Below are 15,583 nucleotides of genomic sequence, written 5' to 3' on the forward strand. Positions count from 1 at the left end.
AGCATTAAGGGCGGCGTTTTGTGAAATCCGGCGCGCTCGGAAAATTTTTCATGCCCTCACGCAAGCGCGCGGCGCAGCGCTTCGAGCTCCGCGCGCGCGTCGGGGCATGACATGAGGCCGCTCATGACGCAGGCCCCCGCGGCTCCCGCGCCGCGGACGGCGGCGACGTTTTGCGCCGATATCCCGCCTATCGCGTAAACGGGTATGCGCACGGAGGCCGCCGCCGCTTTCAGGAAATCGAGGCCGCGCCCGGGAATGCCGCGTTTGCAGTCGGTCGCGAAAACATGTCCCGCAGTCACGTAGTCCGCGCCGAGGGCTTCCGCGCGCTTCGCCTCCTCCGGCGAATGGACGGAGACGCCGAGAAGCTCCGCCTCGCGCCGCAGCGCCGGATTGTTTTCGAGAAGCGCGAGCGGCAGGTGGAGGCGTGGCAGGCGGCGCAGAAGCGGCAGAGCGCCCGTCCCGTGAAGGACGAGCCTCTCCCCGCATACGGCGAGCGCGCGCTCCGCCAGCTCCGCGTACTCGGCTTCGGATAAATCCTTTTCGCGCAGTATCACGTAATCCGCGCCGCCGCGCGAAATTTCCGAAAGCCGCGCGATGAAGTCCCCCGCGCACAATTTCCTGTTCGTTACGCAGATTATCCGAAACATCGCCTAGAGATAAATGTAGTCGTTCGTGACCGCGCTCAGCCCGCGTTCGCGCGCCGCCGCCGTAACTTCCTCCACCGTGCGGTTGTCGGCTATCTCGAACTGGTCGTCGCCCTTTTCCTCGCCGGTGTGCCCGCCGATGCCGGTGGAGACGCCGGCGGAAATTTTCGTCGCGGCTATGTCCATCACGTTGTCGCGGAAGCCCGCGCGCTCGCGCGTCGAGACCGTGATTCCCGCGTAGGGCATGAAGAGCCTGTAGGCGCAGAGTATCTGTAGCAGCTCGCGCTCGCCGACCTTGTCCGCGGGCTGTATGCCCTCGCCGCCGACGATGGGGCGCAGCCGCGGGCAGGAGAATGAAATCTCGGCGCGCGGATATTTGCGCTGTAGCAGATAGGCGTGCATCCCGACCGCGAAGGCGTCGCGGCGGAAGTCGGAGAGGCCGAGCAGAGCAGCGAAGGCTACGCCGCGCATCCCGCCCATCAGCGCGCGCTCCTGCGCCTCGAAGCGGTAGGGGAATACGCGCTTGTGGCCCGAGAGGTGCAGCTCCTCGTAACGGTCGGAGTCGTAGGTCTCCTGAAAGACCGTGACGTAATCGACGCCGCGCCTGTGCAGGTAGGCGTATTCGTCGGAGTTCATCGGGTAGACCTCGATGCCGACGGTCTTGAAATAGCGGCTCGCGAGCTCACAGGCGTCGCCGATGTACTCGACGCCGCTCGCCTTGCGGCTCTCGCCCGTCAGTATGAGAATCTCTTCGAGCCCCGTTTCTGCTATCGCCTGAAGCTCGCGCTCGATTTCCTCCATGTCGAGCTTCGCGCGGCGGATTTTGTTGTGGCAGTTGAAGCCGCAGTAGACGCAGTAATTTTCGCAGTAGTTTGAAATGTAGAGCGGCGTGAAGAGATAGACGTTGTCGCCGAAATAGCGGCGCTTTTCCTCGCGCGCGAGGCGCGCCATCTCTTCGAGGAACGGGGCCGCGGCGGGGGAGAGCAGCGCCGCGAATTCGCGCGGGCCGCGCGACGAGGCCGAGAGCGCGCGCCGCACGTCGCCCGCGCCGAAGGCCGCCGCGTCGTAGCCCTCGCGCGCCGCTATGACCTCGCGGCGAATCGTCGAGTCTATCTGCTCCATGCCCTCCATGTAGGCCATGTGGTCCGTGCGTCGGGATTTTTCGATAGTTACGGACATTTCGCGGCCTCCTAGTCGGCGAGGAAGCCCGTCAGCGGCGACGAGGCCGCAGCGCCCTTCTCGATGACGCGGCCGAGCCCCGCGAGGTGCGCCTCGCGCCCCGCGCGCACGGCGAGGCCGAAGGCGCGCGCCATTGCGGGCACGTCGCCCGCCGTCGCTATCGCGGTGTTCGCCATTATCGCCGCCGCGCCCATCTCCATAGCCTCGCAGGCCTGCGAGGGCCGCCCGATGCCCGCGTCGACGATTATCGGAAGCTCGATTTCGTCGATGAGTATCTGAATGAACTCGCGCGTCGCGAGCCCCTTGTTCGAGCCTATCGGCGCGCCGAGCGGCATGACGGCGGCGGCCCCGGCGCTCACGAGGTCGCGCGCCGTGTTGAGGTCGGGGTACATATAGGGCATGACGATGAAACCCTCTTTCGCGAGGATTTCAGTCGCGCGCACAGTCTCGCAGTTGTCGGGCAGCAGATACTTGCTGTCGCGCATTATCTCGATTTTGACGAAGTCGCCGCAGCCGCACTCGCGCGCGAGCCGCGCGATGCGCACCGCCTCGTCCGCCGTGCGCGCGCCCGAGGTGTTCGGCAGCAGCGTCACGCCCCGCGGGATATGCTCGAGAATGCTGTCTGTCTTGGAGTTGGCGCGGCGCAGCGCTATCGTGATAATCTGCGCGCCCGCCTCCGAGACGGCGGCCTTGATGAGCTCCGGCGAATATTTACCCGAGCCGAGAATAAAGCGCGACGTGAATTCGTGTCCTCCGATGATGAGTTTGTCGGTCATTGTGGCGATACTTCCTTTCGAAGATGTCCGAGCGCTGTATGCACGGAATTGTCAGAAAATTAGATTTTTAGTCAATCAAACAAAAAACACAAAAAATAAAAACTACATTATCTATGTCGCCCCGGCAATTTTCAGGCCGGGGCCTCCGGCATAAAACGTGAGGCACAATCGGAACGCATAGGCTTTGACGCGGTCTCACGTTTTAGAGCCGGAAGTCCCGGCGCAGCGCGGGCGCGCTGTGAATCTCTTCCGCGCTTGCCGTTAACCCCCGCCGACGAAATGCACGAGCTCCACCCTGTCGCCCGCGCGCAGCTCCGCCGCGCCGAAATCCGAGCGGCGCGCAATCTCGCCGTTCACCTCGGCGGCGACGCGCTCCGGCTCGAGGCCGCGCGCCCGTATCAGCGCGAGCAGCGTCGTCCCCTCAGCGCAGTCGAACGGCTCTCCGTTGACTTCTATCCGCATACTTCTCCCTCCCGCAAAAAACAAAAAGGCGTCACGAAGATTTACACCCGCGGTGGTGTACCCCTTCGTGACGCCTTTCGGAATCACTCTACCGATTAAATTATCACCGCGCGCCCGCAATGTCAAGCGCGCGGCCCGCTAGCCCAGGGCCCCAGCATTTACCTCTTAATCCCAAACAGCACGTTAAGCATAAGCTCTGGCGTCATAGCGGCCATAAACCTTATCCTTTTCTTGCTCACGCGTCCGTATCTGGCATTGTTGAGCAGGGACAGTGCGGTTTTTCTCAGAACGTTCATACACAGCGGCGAGTTGTCTTTTCTGGCTCTCGCCGCGTCTTCTCGAAATATTACGTCTAGCGACCAGTGCAGGTTGTTTTCTATCGCCCAATGGCTTCTTACCGCATTGCCAAATTCTTTTACGTCCGTCAGCGTCGTTATGAAGTATCTCGTATGTTCACACACGGCGTCTTTCTCATATACTGTGCTCTTTGCCTCGCCCACCGCCTTTAAGCCCTTCCATTCCTTACGCCCCTCCAGCCACGAGATGTCTGTCAGAAGTCTGTATTCTCGGCGTTCCATACGTCCATGCCCTTTGTCGAGCGTTTCTTCGGATTCCATTTCATTTCGGAATGAATCGAAGTACATCCTGACGTTTTTATGCAGTTCTGGCTGGTTGTCTTTAAGCGCCAATACATAGTCGGCTTTCTTCATGACTATTTTCTCCGCTATTTTCTTCTGACAGCCTGCCGCGTCTATCGTAACTATCTGGTCTTTTATATCCACAAGGTCGAGCAGCTCAGGTATAGCCGTTATTTCGTTTGTCTTTTCCGGTACGGCTATCTCTCCCAGTGTGATTTGGTTGTCCGTAACGAAGGCGCTGACGACATGGAAGGCTTTGTGTTCCGCATTGGCGCTTCCGCATATCGTCTTTCCGTCGACTGCGACGACGGAACGTTTTCTGTGCTCGACATCAAGCCAGTTTACAAGACATTGCGACAGTTCCTTAGGATTTAAACGTTCAAAGACGCGGCGGAACGTGTCGCTGTCGGGGATGCCGTTAGGCAGTTCAAGAAACTGCTTCAGCCATTCTTCCCTTGTTCTGCCGAAATCCTCCATTTCGATAAAGTCGTCCCCGCCGCAAATTACAGTACACAGCCCGATGATGATAATATCCTCGAGCTTATGTCTGATGTTGCCGAAGTTGGTGCGTCTTGGTTCCGTGATATGCGCGATTAAATCTTTTAATGTCTCTATTTTCATGCTTTAGTTGTAGCGCTTATTTGGAGAAAAGTAAATGCTGTAGCCCTGCCGCTAGCCGTGGACCACGTCCCAGACGATTTTCAGCATAAGCATCGCGAGCACGCAGAGCATCATCGGCCTGATGAAGCGCGCGCCCTTCGTCAGAGCGCAGCGCGAGCCGAGATAATTTCCCGCCATGTTGCAGAGCGCCGCGGGAATCGCGATGGAGAAGATGACGGCGTCAGCGCAGATGAACGTGATAAGCGACGCGTAGTTCGAGGCGGCGTTGAGAATCTTCGCGTTGCCCGACGAGGTCTTCAGGTCGAGGCCGAGCAGCATAGAGAACGCGATAATCGCGAAGGTCCCCGTCCCGGGCCCGAAAAGGCCGTCGTAGCCGCCGATGAGCAGGCCGATGACCGCCGACAGCAGAGCCGCCCGCCGTTTGGAAATCTCCCGCGCGCCGCCCTCCTCGCCGAAATTGCGCTTGAAAAGCACGACGAGCGCGACGCCGGGCAGAATCACCAGCAGCGCCGTCTTTATAGCCGCGTCGCTCAAAAGCAGCGCGATATGCGCGCCGAGCGCCGAGCCCGCGAACGAAGCCGCGAAGGCGATCGCCGCGGAACGCGGCTCCACCGCGCCGCTGCGCCAGAACTTCACGACGGAGAGCGTTGTCCCGCACGCGCTCGAAAGCTTGTTGCTCCCGAGCGCGCAGTGCGCCGGCATCCCCGTGAACAGATAAGCCGGAATAGCGATCAGCGCGCCGCCCCCTGCCGAGGCGTCCACAAACCCCGCGAGAAAAACCATAAAACAGACAAAAGCAAGAGCAGGAGCAGAAACAACAAAAGCATCCGCCATAAAAAATCCTCCCCAAACGGCCCGCGCCGCTGCCGCTATTATAGCCGCGCGCCGTGGAAAGAAAAAGCAGCGGCGGATAATGTATGTGTTGGGCAAGAATATAACCTTATTGTATAATAATTTTTGACGGACTTTCGAGGTGAGGGAACTCGAAGCAGAAGTTTCTCCCTAAAGGGAGGTGAACGCCGTGCATGACAGCAGCGGAAAAGCCTCTCGGAAACGCCGAAGCAAGTGGAGACATTTGAAAAGGCGAGAGGGACGTAACTTCAGTCGCCAGCTGCTCCGTTACGTCCCTCTGTTAAGCCTGCTTCTGAGACTGATTGAGCTGTTGCTCAAACGTCTCGGGTAGCTTAACTACCCGAGAGAATTGTAACACGCCGCGTCTTTACCGTCACTATGGCGGCGGCAGTTCGCGTAAGCGAACTTTTCAAAAGTCCTTGCCGCCGCCATGTGCAGAGCGCGTTTTGCGGCAAAGGCGCGGCCTCGGCTTTTCTGTGAACAAAAAGGGACGGGGCCTGCTCGCCAAAGCTAATGTCCTCGTCCCTCTCGTAGAAGTACTCCTCAAAATCCTAGAGTTAATACTTAGGATTATGAAAGTGATTTAGCTCTACCTGTGAAGATTATAGCACCGCCGCGCCTCTACCGTCACTATGGCGGCGTTAGTTCGCGTTGGCTAACTCTTCGGGAAATCCCTGCAGCCGCCATGTGCAAGGCGCGTTTTGCCGCAAAGAGATATGGTTCCTACTTGTTATTCTTCTATATCATAGCCGCGCGCCGTGGAAAGAAAAAGCGGAGGCAGGAGCCTCCGCCCTGCGCGTCTCCGCGCATAAAACGCAACGTAAGCGTTTCAACTCACGCGCCCCGCGCGGGGGCGCGGCGTACTGTCCTAATTCTTCGCTTCGAGCCGCTTCGTCAGCTCGCGGATGAGCTTCTCGTTCTGCGCCATTATCTCGGCGTTCTGCCGGATGATTTCCTCATTGCGCGCGTTCTTCTCTTCGAGGCCGTCGAGCTTCGCCTGCATGTCGAGCACCTGCTTTTGCAGGCCGCCCATAGTCGAGGCGAGGCGCGGCTTCTTGTCCGAAGACTTGCCGACCGCGAAGCTCACGCCCGCGCGCCCCATAACGTCGCCGTCCGAGCAGAGCGACGCGCCGAGGTTGAACATCACGTTCTCGCGCGTGTAATGGAAGACGCCGACCGCCACGGCGTACTCGTCGCGGTACGCGCCCACCGCGGCGGAAAGCGTCGTCGGCTCGTAGGGGTTATACTGAATCGGGTGAAGCCCCGAGAGCGCCGCCGCGTGCGCGCCGACCACGTTCACGTCCTCGCGCAGATCGTCTATCTCGCGGTAGATATTGTTCTCCATCGTCCCCATGCGCTGATAAGTATCCCAAAGCTGACCTCCCGTCACCGCGTCCGAGCTCCCCTGATAAACGCCGCCGTCGGCGATGTTCGTAAGCTGGCGCTTAAGCGTCGCGTTGCCGAATGAGACGGTGTTGGCTTTGTCTGCTACGGAGCCGCGTCCTAAAGCGACGGAATTATTTGCGCTTGCTATACTGCCGTATCCATAAGCTGTAGCTCCATCACTTGATGCATCGGCATATGCACCTGTTGCTGTACTATATACGTTTGATGCGTTGGCGTATGTGCCAAGGGCCGTACTGCTGTTGCCTAATGCATTTGCCGAAAGCCCAACGGCAGTAGCGTATGTGTTAGATGCATTAGATACTACGCCGTAAGCTGTACTGCCCAACCCAGAGGCGCTTGAGCGAAGCCCGCCTGCTATAGAATTGCCTCCCGCTGCATTTGCATGAACGCCCAGCGCAGTGCTGCTGCCTCCAGACGCATTAGCATATGCGCCGAATGCGGAACTGCTGGAACTTGTGGCTTTTGAGGCAATGCCGCTAGCAGTTGTGTATGTACTTGATGCTGTAGCTTGAAGTCCATACGCAGTACCGCCCAGCTCTGAGGCTATGGCTCCGTTCCCGGTCGCAGTTGCATATAAACCTGACGCTTCTGCGTGGACGCCGACGGCTGTCGTGCTACTGGCTGATGCACTGGCATATGCTCCAATTGCAGTGCTACTGGCTCCAGAAGCATCAGCAACAAATCCGTTAGCAGTTGTATACGTACTTGATGCCTTTGCTTGAAAACCATAAGCGGTGCTGCAAGCGCCGGATGCATCAGCTTTGTCGTATTCTGTCGCGTTAGCTCCGGCAGCGATCGCATGGTTTGTCGATATACACAAAATAAATAGCAGGACAAACGAAGAGAGTAATAATGCCTGCAATACATTCTCCTTTATGTACCTTTCTATAGTCATCTTCACGTCTCTCCTTTGATGAAATTTTTGTCATCATCTTGCGTTTATATTCACTCAATTATTTACGGGAGCTTCGGCTTTTCGTCATTCCGCGCTTGACGCGGAATCCAGCGGCTTATGCTGCCGTGAAGCGTGTGGATTGGAGACGCCGGGCTCCGCGTCCATCAGCGAAAACGCCGCCTTTCTCGTAAATTGAGGCTCTGCGTCGCAGATATTTTTATCTCTTATCGCTTGCCGCCCGCCGAAGCGCACACCGCCAACAGCAGCATTCGCGCCGTATTTCTTCATTTATGCTGTTTAGTTCGGGAAAGGTCTGCTTGGTCGGAGTCGGCGCGGCGGCTTGCCGCCGCGGGCGCGCGCTACGTGTCGTCCGCGAAATCTGCGTAACGCATAAACGGACGGCGTGCTTTGCCGTAAGGCATGATTGTTATAGCGGCGGGCAGATGATTCACGTCCATCACCCCAACTTTCAGACATAGTCTATGTTAAATTTTATCTATCTTATTGTTAAAAATCAATCGTTTTAAGCTGAATTTGTGAAATAACTATGTCTGTAAGCCTATTGCATTGGTGAACTTCGTTTCAACTATTATCTTTGTGGGGGTGAAAATCTTGCTGGGAGACGTAATTAAGAATCGCAGGTCTGCCAAGGGATGGACGCAGGGCGCTTTTGCAAAAAAGCTCGCAGTCTCTATCGGCTATATCTCAGAGATAGAGACAGGGCGTCGTATGCCCTCACTTAATATGCTGCTTTCAATGATTGATTTGCTCGAGTGTACGCCGAATGAAATTCTTGAGTACAATGGCCGTGACGAACAAGATGTGAAAGAAAAAGCCGAACCTTATCTATGCTCAAGCGGAACGGACGAGACCATCGCCTCGACCGTCCGCATGATGCTGACGATGACGCCGGAGGAACGGTTCAAGGTTTTTACTTACGCGAAGGATCAGAAGTGTCTTTCGGATTATTTCCGCAGCTGCGGGAAGCGGCGCGGCGAGCAGTAACGGCGCGGAGGCCGCGCGGATTTTGGGAACCGGCGCAGAACGCACGAAAAAAGGGGAGCCTTTCGGCTCCCCGATTTTTTTTGTTTTCGCGGCGCGTTACTTCGCTTCGCGGCAGTGTGCCATGAGGTAGGCGTCGACGTATTTGCCGTCGAGCGTGCGCAGCCAGTCGCGCGCGACGCCCTCGACGCGGAAGCCCGCGGATTTGCAGAGCTTGAGCGCGCCGACGTTGTCGGTCGGGATTTCGACTTCAACGCGCTCGATCATGAGCTCGTTGTCGGCGAGGTCCGTCGCGGCGGCGGCGAGCGCTTTGCCGAGCCCCTGCCCCTGCCATTTCTTGTCGACGATTATGCGCAGCGTCGCCATGCGGCGGCGGTATATCTGCGGGTTGACGCGCAGCAGCGCGGCGGCGCAGAGCTCGAGCGGCGGAGTCTCGGTCTCGAGTACGAGCATGTGGTCGAACTGCGTGAGGTTCGCGATGAGCTTTTCCGCGTCGTCGAAGTGGTGGCTCGCTATGTTGCTGAATATGTTCTGCGTCTGGACGTTTTCGTTGATGCGGTTGATCGCCGCCGCGTCCTCGGGCTTTACGGGACGTATTCTCATTTCGACGCCTCCTTCGCGCGCAGGCGGCCCATGAGGTATTCGTCTGCGAAGCGGCCTCTGACGACCGCGGCGTGATGTTTGGTCGCCTCGACTTCGAAGCCGTGGCGCTTGTAAAGTTTTATCGCCTGTTCGTTGTCGGTGAGCACGAGCAGCTCGAGGCGGTGGAGCGAAAGCTCGTTGTCCGCGCAGTCTGTTATGCGCGAGAGGAGCTTTTCGCCTATGCCGCGCTGCTGGCGGCCGCTGTCGACCATGACCGCGATGAAGCCGCTGTGCGCGCGGCACTCTTCCCTGTTCGCGAGCATGACGGCGAAGCCGACGGTTTCCCCGTTTTCGACGGCGACGAAGCCTCTGTCTCTTTCGCCGAACGAGCGCAGGAAGTCCTCAGTCACCGCAACCCGCTCGCTCGAAAGGCCCAGCACGCCTTCGCGCACGCCGTCCTGCCTTCTTATCTCAGCTATTGCCTCGGCATCGCCGATTGTTACCGGTCTTATTTCCACGCCGGCACCTCCCGGAATCGGTTATTTAAGTGATCACAAATATTTTACCCCAATTACGGCGTCAGTCAAAGCTTGAAGCGCGCCGCGGGCGTCTGCTTTTATGCTGAAAGGCGCGCGCGGGGGGGGGGAGCGCGGGCGTTTCGCGGCGGCTTAGAGAAAAACCGAACTTTCATAGTATAATGGTAAAGGTCAGATTGCGCTTGACTTTCGCGGTGAATGGGCTATGATATTGATAATAATTTTGATTTAGAATATCAACGGCAGAAAGGTGATCACTATGGTAATCGACGCGAAAATGGAACAGGCTCTCAACGGACAGATTCAGGCGGAGTTCGAGTCCGCTTATCTCTATCTCTCGATGTCGGCGTGGTTCGAGGCCAACGACCTCCCCGGCTGCGCCCACTGGATGCGCAAGCAGGCGGGCGAGGAGCAGGAGCACGCGATGAAGCTTTACAAGTACGTCGCCGCGCGCGGCGGCCGCGTGGTGCTCGGCGCGATAGCCGAGCCGCGCAGGGACTGGCAGAGCGCGACCGAGGTTTTCGAGCAGACGCTCGGACATGAGGAGAAGGTCACGCAGCTCATCTACGGGCTCGTCGAGCAGGCCGAGGCGATAAAGGATCACGCGACGCGCGAGATGCTCGGCTGGTTCGTCAACGAGCAGGTCGAGGAGGAGGAGACCGCGACGGCGATCCTCACGAAGTTCAGGAAGCTCGGCGAGACGCCGGTTTCTCTCTCGATGATAGACAAGGAGCTCGCGGCGAGATAGAAACGCAAATATACGGTGACAAGGTGCGCGGCGCACGCCGCGCACAAATTTTATCCGGGGGGTGCGGATTATGGAACAGACTTTGGACATGAAGGCGCTTTTTTCTCTCACCTACGGCATGTATATCGTGAACACGGCGGAGGGCGGCAGGCTCAACGGGCAGATAGCGAACACCGTGATGCAGATAACCTCCGAGCCGCTCTGCGTGGCGACCTGCCTCAACAAGGCGAACCTGACGACGGAGCTTATACAGAAGAGCGGGATTTTCTCCGTCGCGGTGCTCGAGGAAGACGTGCCGATGACCTTCATCGGACAGTTCGGCTTTAAGTCCGGGCGCGACATCGACAAATTCGCCAACGTGCAGTACGAGCTTGGGCCGACGGGCGCGCCGCTCATAAAGGACTGGTCGATAGCCGCCTTCGACGCGAAGGTCGTCCGGACGCTCGAAATGCCTAGCCACGTGCTTTTCGTCGGCGAGGTGCAGAGCGCGCGGTGGTTCAAGGAGGCCGCGCCGCTGACCTACGCGGGCTACCATCTCGTGAAAAAGGGCAAATCGCCCAAGACCGCGCCGACCTTCGGCTTCAACGCGCTCAAATAACGCCGTGAAGCCGCTTGAAACACGCGAGTCCCGCACGGCGAGCCGCGGCATATTTGAAAAGATTTACGAGGACTACAACAGGCGCGAGTACGTCTCGCCCGATCCTCTGCAGTTTTTATACGATTACGAAGATACCGTCGACCGCGAGGCCGTCGGGCTGATAGCCTCGGGGCTCGCCTACGGGCGCGTCGCGCATATATTGAAGAGCGTTTCGCGCGTCCTCGATACGCTCGGGCCTCATCCCGCGGAGTATCTGAAAAGCACGTCGTACCGCGACCACGAGGCTGCGCTCTGCGGCTTCGTCCACCGTTTCACGGGCTGCGCGGAGATTTGCGCGTTCCTCGACGCGATAGGCGCGGCGCTGCGCGAGCACGGCTCGATAGAAAATCTGTTCCTCGCGGGCTGGCGCGGCGACATGGCCGAGGCGATGGAGAACCTCGCGCTCGCCTTCTGCCGCTACACGGGGCAGGACAATCTGTATTTGCTGCCGCGCCCTTCGAAGGGCAGCGCCTGCAAGCGCATGGCGCTCTTCCTGCGCTGGATGGTGCGGCGCGACGATGTGGACCCGGGCGGCTGGCACAACGTCTCTCCCGCCGATTTGCTGATACCGCTCGACACGCACATGTTCAATATATCCTCGACGCTCGGCCTCTGCTCTATGAAGAGCGCGAGCGGGAAGGCCGCGGCGGAGATAACGCGGAACTTCAAGGACGTTTCTCCTGACGACCCCGTGAAATACGACTTCGCGCTGACGCGCTACGGAATCCGCGAGGAGATGACGGTCGAGGAGCTTTTCGCGAAGTGGCACATGGAAAGATAACGGACGAAACGGCGCGCTCCGGCGCGCGATTTACCGCGCGCGCCGCGGATGATATAATCGGCGTAAGTTTATAAAAGGAGGCTGCGGCAATGGCTAATTCCGTTCTTCCATACTGGGATCAGAACATAGACCTCGACATCGCGCCGTGGGTTCCTTACGGCAAGGATTACTCTCCGGTCACGGTCAACTCTCTCTGCAATCCGACGCTCGGCGGCCTCGCCGGGCTCGCACTCGAGATGAAGAGCGAGTTTCTATACATGAGGAGCTTTCAGAACGGCAGCATCGGCACGATGGCGCGCCAGAACATCATCGACCCCGTGAGAAACAGCTCGATAGAGCTGGGCTTCACGATGGTATTCGCCTATTCGGAGCAGCTCGAGCAGTCCGTGCTGCGCCTGCTGCATAAATACCCCGGGCTGATGGCGGGGCTGACGCTCTGCGATATATGGCGCGAGAACGTCCTTGTGGACGAGTGCAAGGTCCTCATGCTGGTCGACGAAGACCCGTTCTTCAACGAAACGGATTTCATCGAGGCGCTCTACAAAACCTTCCAGAACGCCGCGGGGCGCGAGAACTCGAACCTTTCGTTCTTTGCGGAGAAGTTCGGCTACAAACGCTTCTCAATAAGCTACGAGACCGACGACCTGCTCCAGATGCGCATAACGCAGGCGCTCTTCGACCTAGAGCTCGACGCGACAAAGGAAGTCGTCGGCCCCGTGCCCGAGCTCAAAGTCCCGCCGATGCCGTCGCTGAAGTAGCGCGGAATGGCGGACGATAAAAGCGGCTGCGGAGAAAAGCGCGCGGCGGCGAAGCCGGCCGCGATGTTCGGCGCAGCCGCAGCTTTCTGCGATTTCTTCTGCATTGCGGCCAAGATTTTTAAGAACGTCGTCTTGCTTGTGTTCTATCTTGCAGTCGCGCTGCCGCTCGCCTTTATATTGTGGAAATTTCTGCTCTCTTAGAACAGTACGACAAAGCCCCGCTTGCGCGGGGCTTTTGCTTTTATAGCCATTCAGCTACACAATATAATTGCTTAACTAGTAACAGGAATTATGTCATGCCAGCAATTTTCTGGCTGGCATCTCCACCGCTCATCGTTAGAGGCTGAGACGAAGCGCGTACAGCACTTTGCTGTCTCTAACGTTTCATGCAGGAGGCCCCGTGCAGAAAATTCACGGGGCGACATAATTTAGTTTGGTTCTTTGTCTGAGTGACTGTACCTTACGGCTTCACCGCCGTTATCAGCGCGCTCGACGAGACGCCCTCTATCGCGGCGACGTCTTCGTCGGTGAGGTCGTTCACCGTGCTTTTGACGACTTCTATGTTTATCTCGTGCGGCTTCGTTATCGTGACGTTCACCTGCTCGAAGCCGGCGCGGCGCAGCTTCGCGGCGTACTCTTCCGACGGAAGAGCGCCCGTTATTCAGCCGGACCACGCCGCGGGGCTCTGCTTCAGCTTTTCGGGGACGGGCTTGTTGAGCACCACGTCCGAGACGCAGAAGCGCCCGCCGCTCGTCAGTACGCGGAAGGCCTCCGCGAATACCTTGTCCTTGTCGGGCGAGAGGTTTATCACGCAGTTCGAGATGAGCACGTCGGCGCTGCCGTCGTGGAGCGGTATGTCCTCGATGTAGCCGCGCAGCAGCGTCACGTTGCGCAGGCCGAGCTTGTCGAGATTGCGCCGCGCGCGGTCGTGCATCGCCTTCGTCATGTCGAGGCCGTAGACGTGTCCGCCGGGGCCGACGCGCTTCGCGGCGAGGATGAGGTCCATGCCAGCGCCGCTGCCGAGGTCGAGCACGCGCTCGCCCTCCTTCAGCAGCGCGGCGCGCACCGGGTCGCCGCAGCCGAAGCTTGCCGCCCCCGTCTCGCGCGCTTCCTCGTCGCTGTAGTTGCCGACGGTCATGTCGCTTATGTCGACGCCGCCGCTCGAGACGGAGGTGATAGCCTCCGTGTACGCCTGCCTTACCTTTTCGCGAATATCGTCCATCGCCCGCACCCCCGCGTTTTTTGCAGCTTTTTGCATAATTTTACGCGGGCGCGGATTTTTGCGTAAGAGAGTATATCTATTCGCCCGGGCTAATCGTATTCTTCGAGTATCGAAAGCAGCTTTTCTTCGTCGATGTTGCCGCCCGAGATGATTATGCCGGTCTTGCGGCCGTTTATCGGGGCTTTGCCTGCGAGCAGCGCCGCGACGCCGACGGCTCCCGCGCCCTCGACCTGCTGGTGGTGCTCGCGGTGCATGAAGGCTATCGCCGCGGCTATCTCGCGTTCCGTCACTTCGATGATTCCAGTGACGCGCTGCTTCGCGAGCGAAAGCATGCTCTGCGGTATCGCGCCGGAGAGGCCGTCCGCAATCGTCGGCGCGAGCGTGAATTCGCCGCCTACCTTGCCGCTTTCCCACGAGACCACCCACGGGTTCGACGCCTCGGACTGCACGCCCCAGACCTCGGCCTTCGGCGCGAGCGCCGCCGCGGCTATCGCCGTGCCGTTGAGCAGCGCGCCGCCGCCCGCCGGGACGAGCAGCAGCTCTATGTCCGGCTCGTCGGCTAGGAATTCGACTCCCGCCGTGCCCTGCCCTGCTATGACGTCCGAATCCTCGAAGGGCGATATGAAGGTCATGCCGCGCTCCGCCGCGAAGGCGCGCGCCTCGCCCTCCGCGAAATCGTAGTCGCCGTTCGCCACGACGAGCTCGACCCATTCGCCGCCGAGACGGCGTATAGCGGTCTTCTTCGTCTCGGGGCAGACGTCCGGGACGTATATCCACGACTTCGCGCGCAGCTCCGCCGCCGCCTTCGCGACGCCCTGCGCGTGGTTGCCGCTCGAACAGGTTACGACGCCGCGCTCGAGCGTCTCGCGGGAGAGCGAGAACATTTTGTAGAATGCGCCGCGCACCTTGAACGAGCCGCAGATCTGCTGGTTGTCGAGCTTGAGGACCACCGGCGCGCCGGCCCTTTCGCTGAGTGCGAAAGAGTATTCCGCCGGCGTGCGCCTCACGCGGTTCCTAAGAAATTTGCTGGCTTTCATTACGTCGGTTATAGTCGGTTCTACCGGAAGTCTTTCCATGCGTTCATCTCCTTTTGAGCGTTTGTTATATAATATTATGCCGACGATGTAATTGTAACATGACGCGCCGCGCGGCGCGCCGGTAATGTACGCCGTCATCTTTTGTTTGGGAGTGTTTCGCATGACGGGGGAGAAGGAAAGATACCCGCTGCTGAGAGTCAGGACGGACAGGATAGAGCATAACGGACGGCGGCTCGCCGCGGACTGCGCGGCGCACGGCATGAGCGTCTGGGGCGTGTCGAAGGGGATTTCCGCCTTCGCCGAGGCTGCGCGCGCCTTTGAGGCCGCGGGCATAGATACGATAGCGGACAGCCGCGTCGCGAACATGCGCAAGATGCGCGAGGCCGGCGTGCGCGCGAAGTTCGCGCTGATACGCATACCGATGTACTCTGAGCTCGCCGAGGCCGCCGAATTCTGCGACTACGTGCTCGTCTCGGACGCGGGCGTGACGGCGGAGCTCGCGCGGATATGCGAGGAGAAGCGCAAAAAAATAAAGGCGGTCGTCATGTTCGACATGGGCGACCTGCGCGAGGGATACTGGTTCGAGGATGCGGCGGAGGCCGCGCGCGAGCTCGCGCCCTGCGACGGCGAGTTCCTGAGCGTCGCGGGCGTCGGCGCGAATTTCTCATGCGCGAGCGGCGTGCTGCCCTCGGAGAAGAATCTGACGGCGCTCGTAAACTGCGGGCGCGCCTTCGAAGCGGAGCTCGGACGGAAGCTCGAGATATATTCCGGCGGCGGCACCTGATCGTTCGTACAGATGCGCCGGG

20 protein-coding genes are annotated in these 15,583 nt (G+C 59.2%); 7 read left to right on the forward strand and 13 right to left on the reverse strand.

Annotated features, from left to right (window positions below):
• Positions 1-56: 56 nt before the first annotated feature.
• From ABGT66_RS02785 to ABGT66_RS02820, 8 genes are all read right to left on the reverse strand, one after another.
• Positions 57-647, reverse strand: a complete 591-nt coding sequence (locus tag ABGT66_RS02785; RefSeq protein ID WP_346688700.1) for a thiamine phosphate synthase — start codon at positions 645-647, stop codon at positions 57-59.
• Positions 648-650: 3 nt separating this feature from the next.
• Positions 651-1,823 carry a 2-iminoacetate synthase ThiH gene (gene thiH, locus ABGT66_RS02790; RefSeq protein ID WP_346688702.1) on the reverse strand — a complete coding sequence of 391 codons (1,173 nt, stop codon included), beginning with the start codon at positions 1,821-1,823 and terminating at the stop codon, positions 651-653.
• An 11-nt stretch (positions 1,824-1,834) separates the two neighbouring features.
• The gene (locus tag ABGT66_RS02795; RefSeq protein WP_346688704.1) at positions 1,835-2,599 is read right to left on the reverse strand and encodes a thiazole synthase; all 765 of its coding nucleotides are present in this window, start codon (positions 2,597-2,599) and stop codon (positions 1,835-1,837) included.
• 261 nt (positions 2,600-2,860) lie between these two features.
• Positions 2,861-3,061, reverse strand: coding sequence for a sulfur carrier protein ThiS (gene thiS, locus ABGT66_RS02800; RefSeq protein ID WP_294193772.1), 201 nt, complete (start codon positions 3,059-3,061; stop codon positions 2,861-2,863).
• A gap of 158 nt (positions 3,062-3,219) precedes the next feature.
• A complete protein-coding gene (locus ABGT66_RS02805) occupies positions 3,220-4,320 on the reverse strand; it encodes an ISAs1 family transposase (protein ID WP_346688706.1) in 1,101 nt (366 codons plus the stop codon).
• Positions 4,321-4,371: 51 nt separating this feature from the next.
• Entirely contained in the window at positions 4,372-5,154 is a 783-nt protein-coding gene (locus ABGT66_RS02810) for a TSUP family transporter (RefSeq protein ID WP_346688708.1), read from the reverse strand.
• 886 nt (positions 5,155-6,040) lie between these two features.
• Entirely contained in the window at positions 6,041-6,562 is a 522-nt protein-coding gene (locus ABGT66_RS02815; protein ID WP_346688710.1) for a YadA C-terminal domain-containing protein, read from the reverse strand.
• Positions 6,563-6,933: 371 nt separating this feature from the next.
• Complete coding sequence (locus ABGT66_RS02820; RefSeq protein WP_346688712.1) at positions 6,934-7,098, reverse strand: hypothetical protein; 165 nt, start codon at positions 7,096-7,098, stop codon at positions 6,934-6,936.
• A gap of 946 nt (positions 7,099-8,044) precedes the next feature.
• Between ABGT66_RS02820 and ABGT66_RS02825 the strand changes: the two genes are divergently transcribed.
• Entirely contained in the window at positions 8,045-8,479 is a 435-nt protein-coding gene (locus ABGT66_RS02825; protein ID WP_346689229.1) for a helix-turn-helix transcriptional regulator, read from the forward strand.
• A gap of 96 nt (positions 8,480-8,575) precedes the next feature.
• On the opposite strand, the gene ABGT66_RS02830 is transcribed toward ABGT66_RS02825, so the two are convergent.
• Together ABGT66_RS02830 and ABGT66_RS02835 are read right to left on the reverse strand one after the other, a co-directional pair.
• Positions 8,576-9,079 carry a GNAT family N-acetyltransferase gene (locus tag ABGT66_RS02830; protein WP_294193776.1) on the reverse strand — a complete coding sequence of 168 codons (504 nt, stop codon included), beginning with the start codon at positions 9,077-9,079 and terminating at the stop codon, positions 8,576-8,578.
• Positions 9,076-9,576: a GNAT family N-acetyltransferase gene (locus ABGT66_RS02835; protein WP_300262986.1), complete on the reverse strand. Its 501-nt coding sequence runs from the start codon at positions 9,574-9,576 to the stop codon at positions 9,076-9,078. The genes ABGT66_RS02830 and ABGT66_RS02835 overlap by 4 nt, the downstream gene beginning before the upstream one ends.
• A gap of 277 nt (positions 9,577-9,853) precedes the next feature.
• Between ABGT66_RS02835 and ABGT66_RS02840 the strand changes: the two genes are divergently transcribed.
• From ABGT66_RS02840 to ABGT66_RS02860, 5 genes are all read left to right on the forward strand, one after another.
• A complete protein-coding gene (locus ABGT66_RS02840) occupies positions 9,854-10,342 on the forward strand; it encodes a ferritin (RefSeq protein ID WP_346688715.1) in 489 nt (162 codons plus the stop codon).
• 70 nt (positions 10,343-10,412) lie between these two features.
• Positions 10,413-10,940, forward strand: a complete 528-nt coding sequence (locus tag ABGT66_RS02845; protein WP_346688717.1) for a flavin reductase family protein — start codon at positions 10,413-10,415, stop codon at positions 10,938-10,940.
• A gap of 4 nt (positions 10,941-10,944) precedes the next feature.
• Positions 10,945-11,760, forward strand: coding sequence for a TIGR02757 family protein (locus ABGT66_RS02850; protein WP_346688719.1), 816 nt, complete (start codon positions 10,945-10,947; stop codon positions 11,758-11,760).
• Positions 11,761-11,849: 89 nt separating this feature from the next.
• Entirely contained in the window at positions 11,850-12,518 is a 669-nt protein-coding gene (locus ABGT66_RS02855) for a hypothetical protein (protein WP_300262976.1), read from the forward strand.
• 6 nt (positions 12,519-12,524) lie between these two features.
• Positions 12,525-12,719 (forward strand): hypothetical protein, encoded by a 195-nt coding sequence (locus ABGT66_RS02860; protein WP_346688722.1) that lies wholly within the window; start codon positions 12,525-12,527, stop codon positions 12,717-12,719.
• Positions 12,720-12,978: 259 nt separating this feature from the next.
• On the opposite strand, the gene ABGT66_RS02865 is transcribed toward ABGT66_RS02860, so the two are convergent.
• From ABGT66_RS02865 to ABGT66_RS02875, 3 genes are all read right to left on the reverse strand, one after another.
• Positions 12,979-13,116: a hypothetical protein gene (locus ABGT66_RS02865; protein ID WP_294193782.1), complete on the reverse strand. Its 138-nt coding sequence runs from the start codon at positions 13,114-13,116 to the stop codon at positions 12,979-12,981.
• 63 nt (positions 13,117-13,179) lie between these two features.
• Positions 13,180-13,740 (reverse strand): methyltransferase domain-containing protein, encoded by a 561-nt coding sequence (locus ABGT66_RS02870; RefSeq protein ID WP_346688724.1) that lies wholly within the window; start codon positions 13,738-13,740, stop codon positions 13,180-13,182.
• Positions 13,741-13,829: 89 nt separating this feature from the next.
• On the reverse strand, positions 13,830-14,816 hold the full coding sequence (locus ABGT66_RS02875; protein ID WP_346688726.1) for a threonine/serine dehydratase: 987 nt from the start codon (positions 14,814-14,816) through the stop codon (positions 13,830-13,832).
• A 121-nt stretch (positions 14,817-14,937) separates the two neighbouring features.
• Here ABGT66_RS02875 and ABGT66_RS02880 point away from each other — a divergent pair, with 121 nt between their 5' ends.
• Positions 14,938-15,561 carry an alanine racemase gene (locus ABGT66_RS02880; RefSeq protein ID WP_346688728.1) on the forward strand — a complete coding sequence of 208 codons (624 nt, stop codon included), beginning with the start codon at positions 14,938-14,940 and terminating at the stop codon, positions 15,559-15,561.
• Positions 15,562-15,583: the final 22 nt, after the last annotated feature.

This window comes from uncultured Cloacibacillus sp., assembly GCF_963926575.1.
Taxonomy (GTDB): domain Bacteria; phylum Synergistota; class Synergistia; order Synergistales; family Synergistaceae; genus Caccocola; species Caccocola faecigallinarum.

What these genes read in the sequence shown, in the direction of transcription:
- ABGT66_RS02785 (WP_346688700.1), bottom strand. Translation starts at nt 647, where the DNA reads ATGTTTCGGATAATCTGCGTAACGAACAGGAAATTGTGCGCGGGGGAC.
- thiH (WP_346688702.1), bottom strand. Translation starts at nt 1,823, where the DNA reads ATGTCCGTAACTATCGAAAAATCCCGACGCACGGACCACATGGCCTAC.
- ABGT66_RS02795 (WP_346688704.1), bottom strand. Translation starts at nt 2,599, where the DNA reads ATGACCGACAAACTCATCATCGGAGGACACGAATTCACGTCGCGCTTT.
- thiS (WP_294193772.1), bottom strand. Translation starts at nt 3,061, where the DNA reads ATGCGGATAGAAGTCAACGGAGAGCCGTTCGACTGCGCTGAGGGGACG.
- ABGT66_RS02805 (WP_346688706.1), bottom strand. Translation starts at nt 4,320, where the DNA reads ATGAAAATAGAGACATTAAAAGATTTAATCGCGCATATCACGGAACCA.
- ABGT66_RS02810 (WP_346688708.1), bottom strand. Translation starts at nt 5,154, where the DNA reads ATGGCGGATGCTTTTGTTGTTTCTGCTCCTGCTCTTGCTTTTGTCTGT.
- ABGT66_RS02820 (WP_346688712.1), bottom strand. Translation starts at nt 7,098, where the DNA reads ATGGACTTCAAGCTACAGCATCAAGTACATACACAACTGCTAGCGGCA.
- ABGT66_RS02830 (WP_294193776.1), bottom strand. Translation starts at nt 9,079, where the DNA reads ATGAGAATACGTCCCGTAAAGCCCGAGGACGCGGCGGCGATCAACCGC.
- ABGT66_RS02840 (WP_346688715.1), top strand. Translation starts at nt 9,854, where the DNA reads ATGGTAATCGACGCGAAAATGGAACAGGCTCTCAACGGACAGATTCAG.
- ABGT66_RS02845 (WP_346688717.1), top strand. Translation starts at nt 10,413, where the DNA reads ATGGAACAGACTTTGGACATGAAGGCGCTTTTTTCTCTCACCTACGGC.
- ABGT66_RS02855 (WP_300262976.1), top strand. Translation starts at nt 11,850, where the DNA reads ATGGCTAATTCCGTTCTTCCATACTGGGATCAGAACATAGACCTCGAC.
- ABGT66_RS02860 (WP_346688722.1), top strand. Translation starts at nt 12,525, where the DNA reads ATGGCGGACGATAAAAGCGGCTGCGGAGAAAAGCGCGCGGCGGCGAAG.
- ABGT66_RS02870 (WP_346688724.1), bottom strand. Translation starts at nt 13,740, where the DNA reads ATGGACGATATTCGCGAAAAGGTAAGGCAGGCGTACACGGAGGCTATC.
- ABGT66_RS02875 (WP_346688726.1), bottom strand. Translation starts at nt 14,816, where the DNA reads ATGGAAAGACTTCCGGTAGAACCGACTATAACCGACGTAATGAAAGCC.
- ABGT66_RS02880 (WP_346688728.1), top strand. Translation starts at nt 14,938, where the DNA reads ATGACGGGGGAGAAGGAAAGATACCCGCTGCTGAGAGTCAGGACGGAC.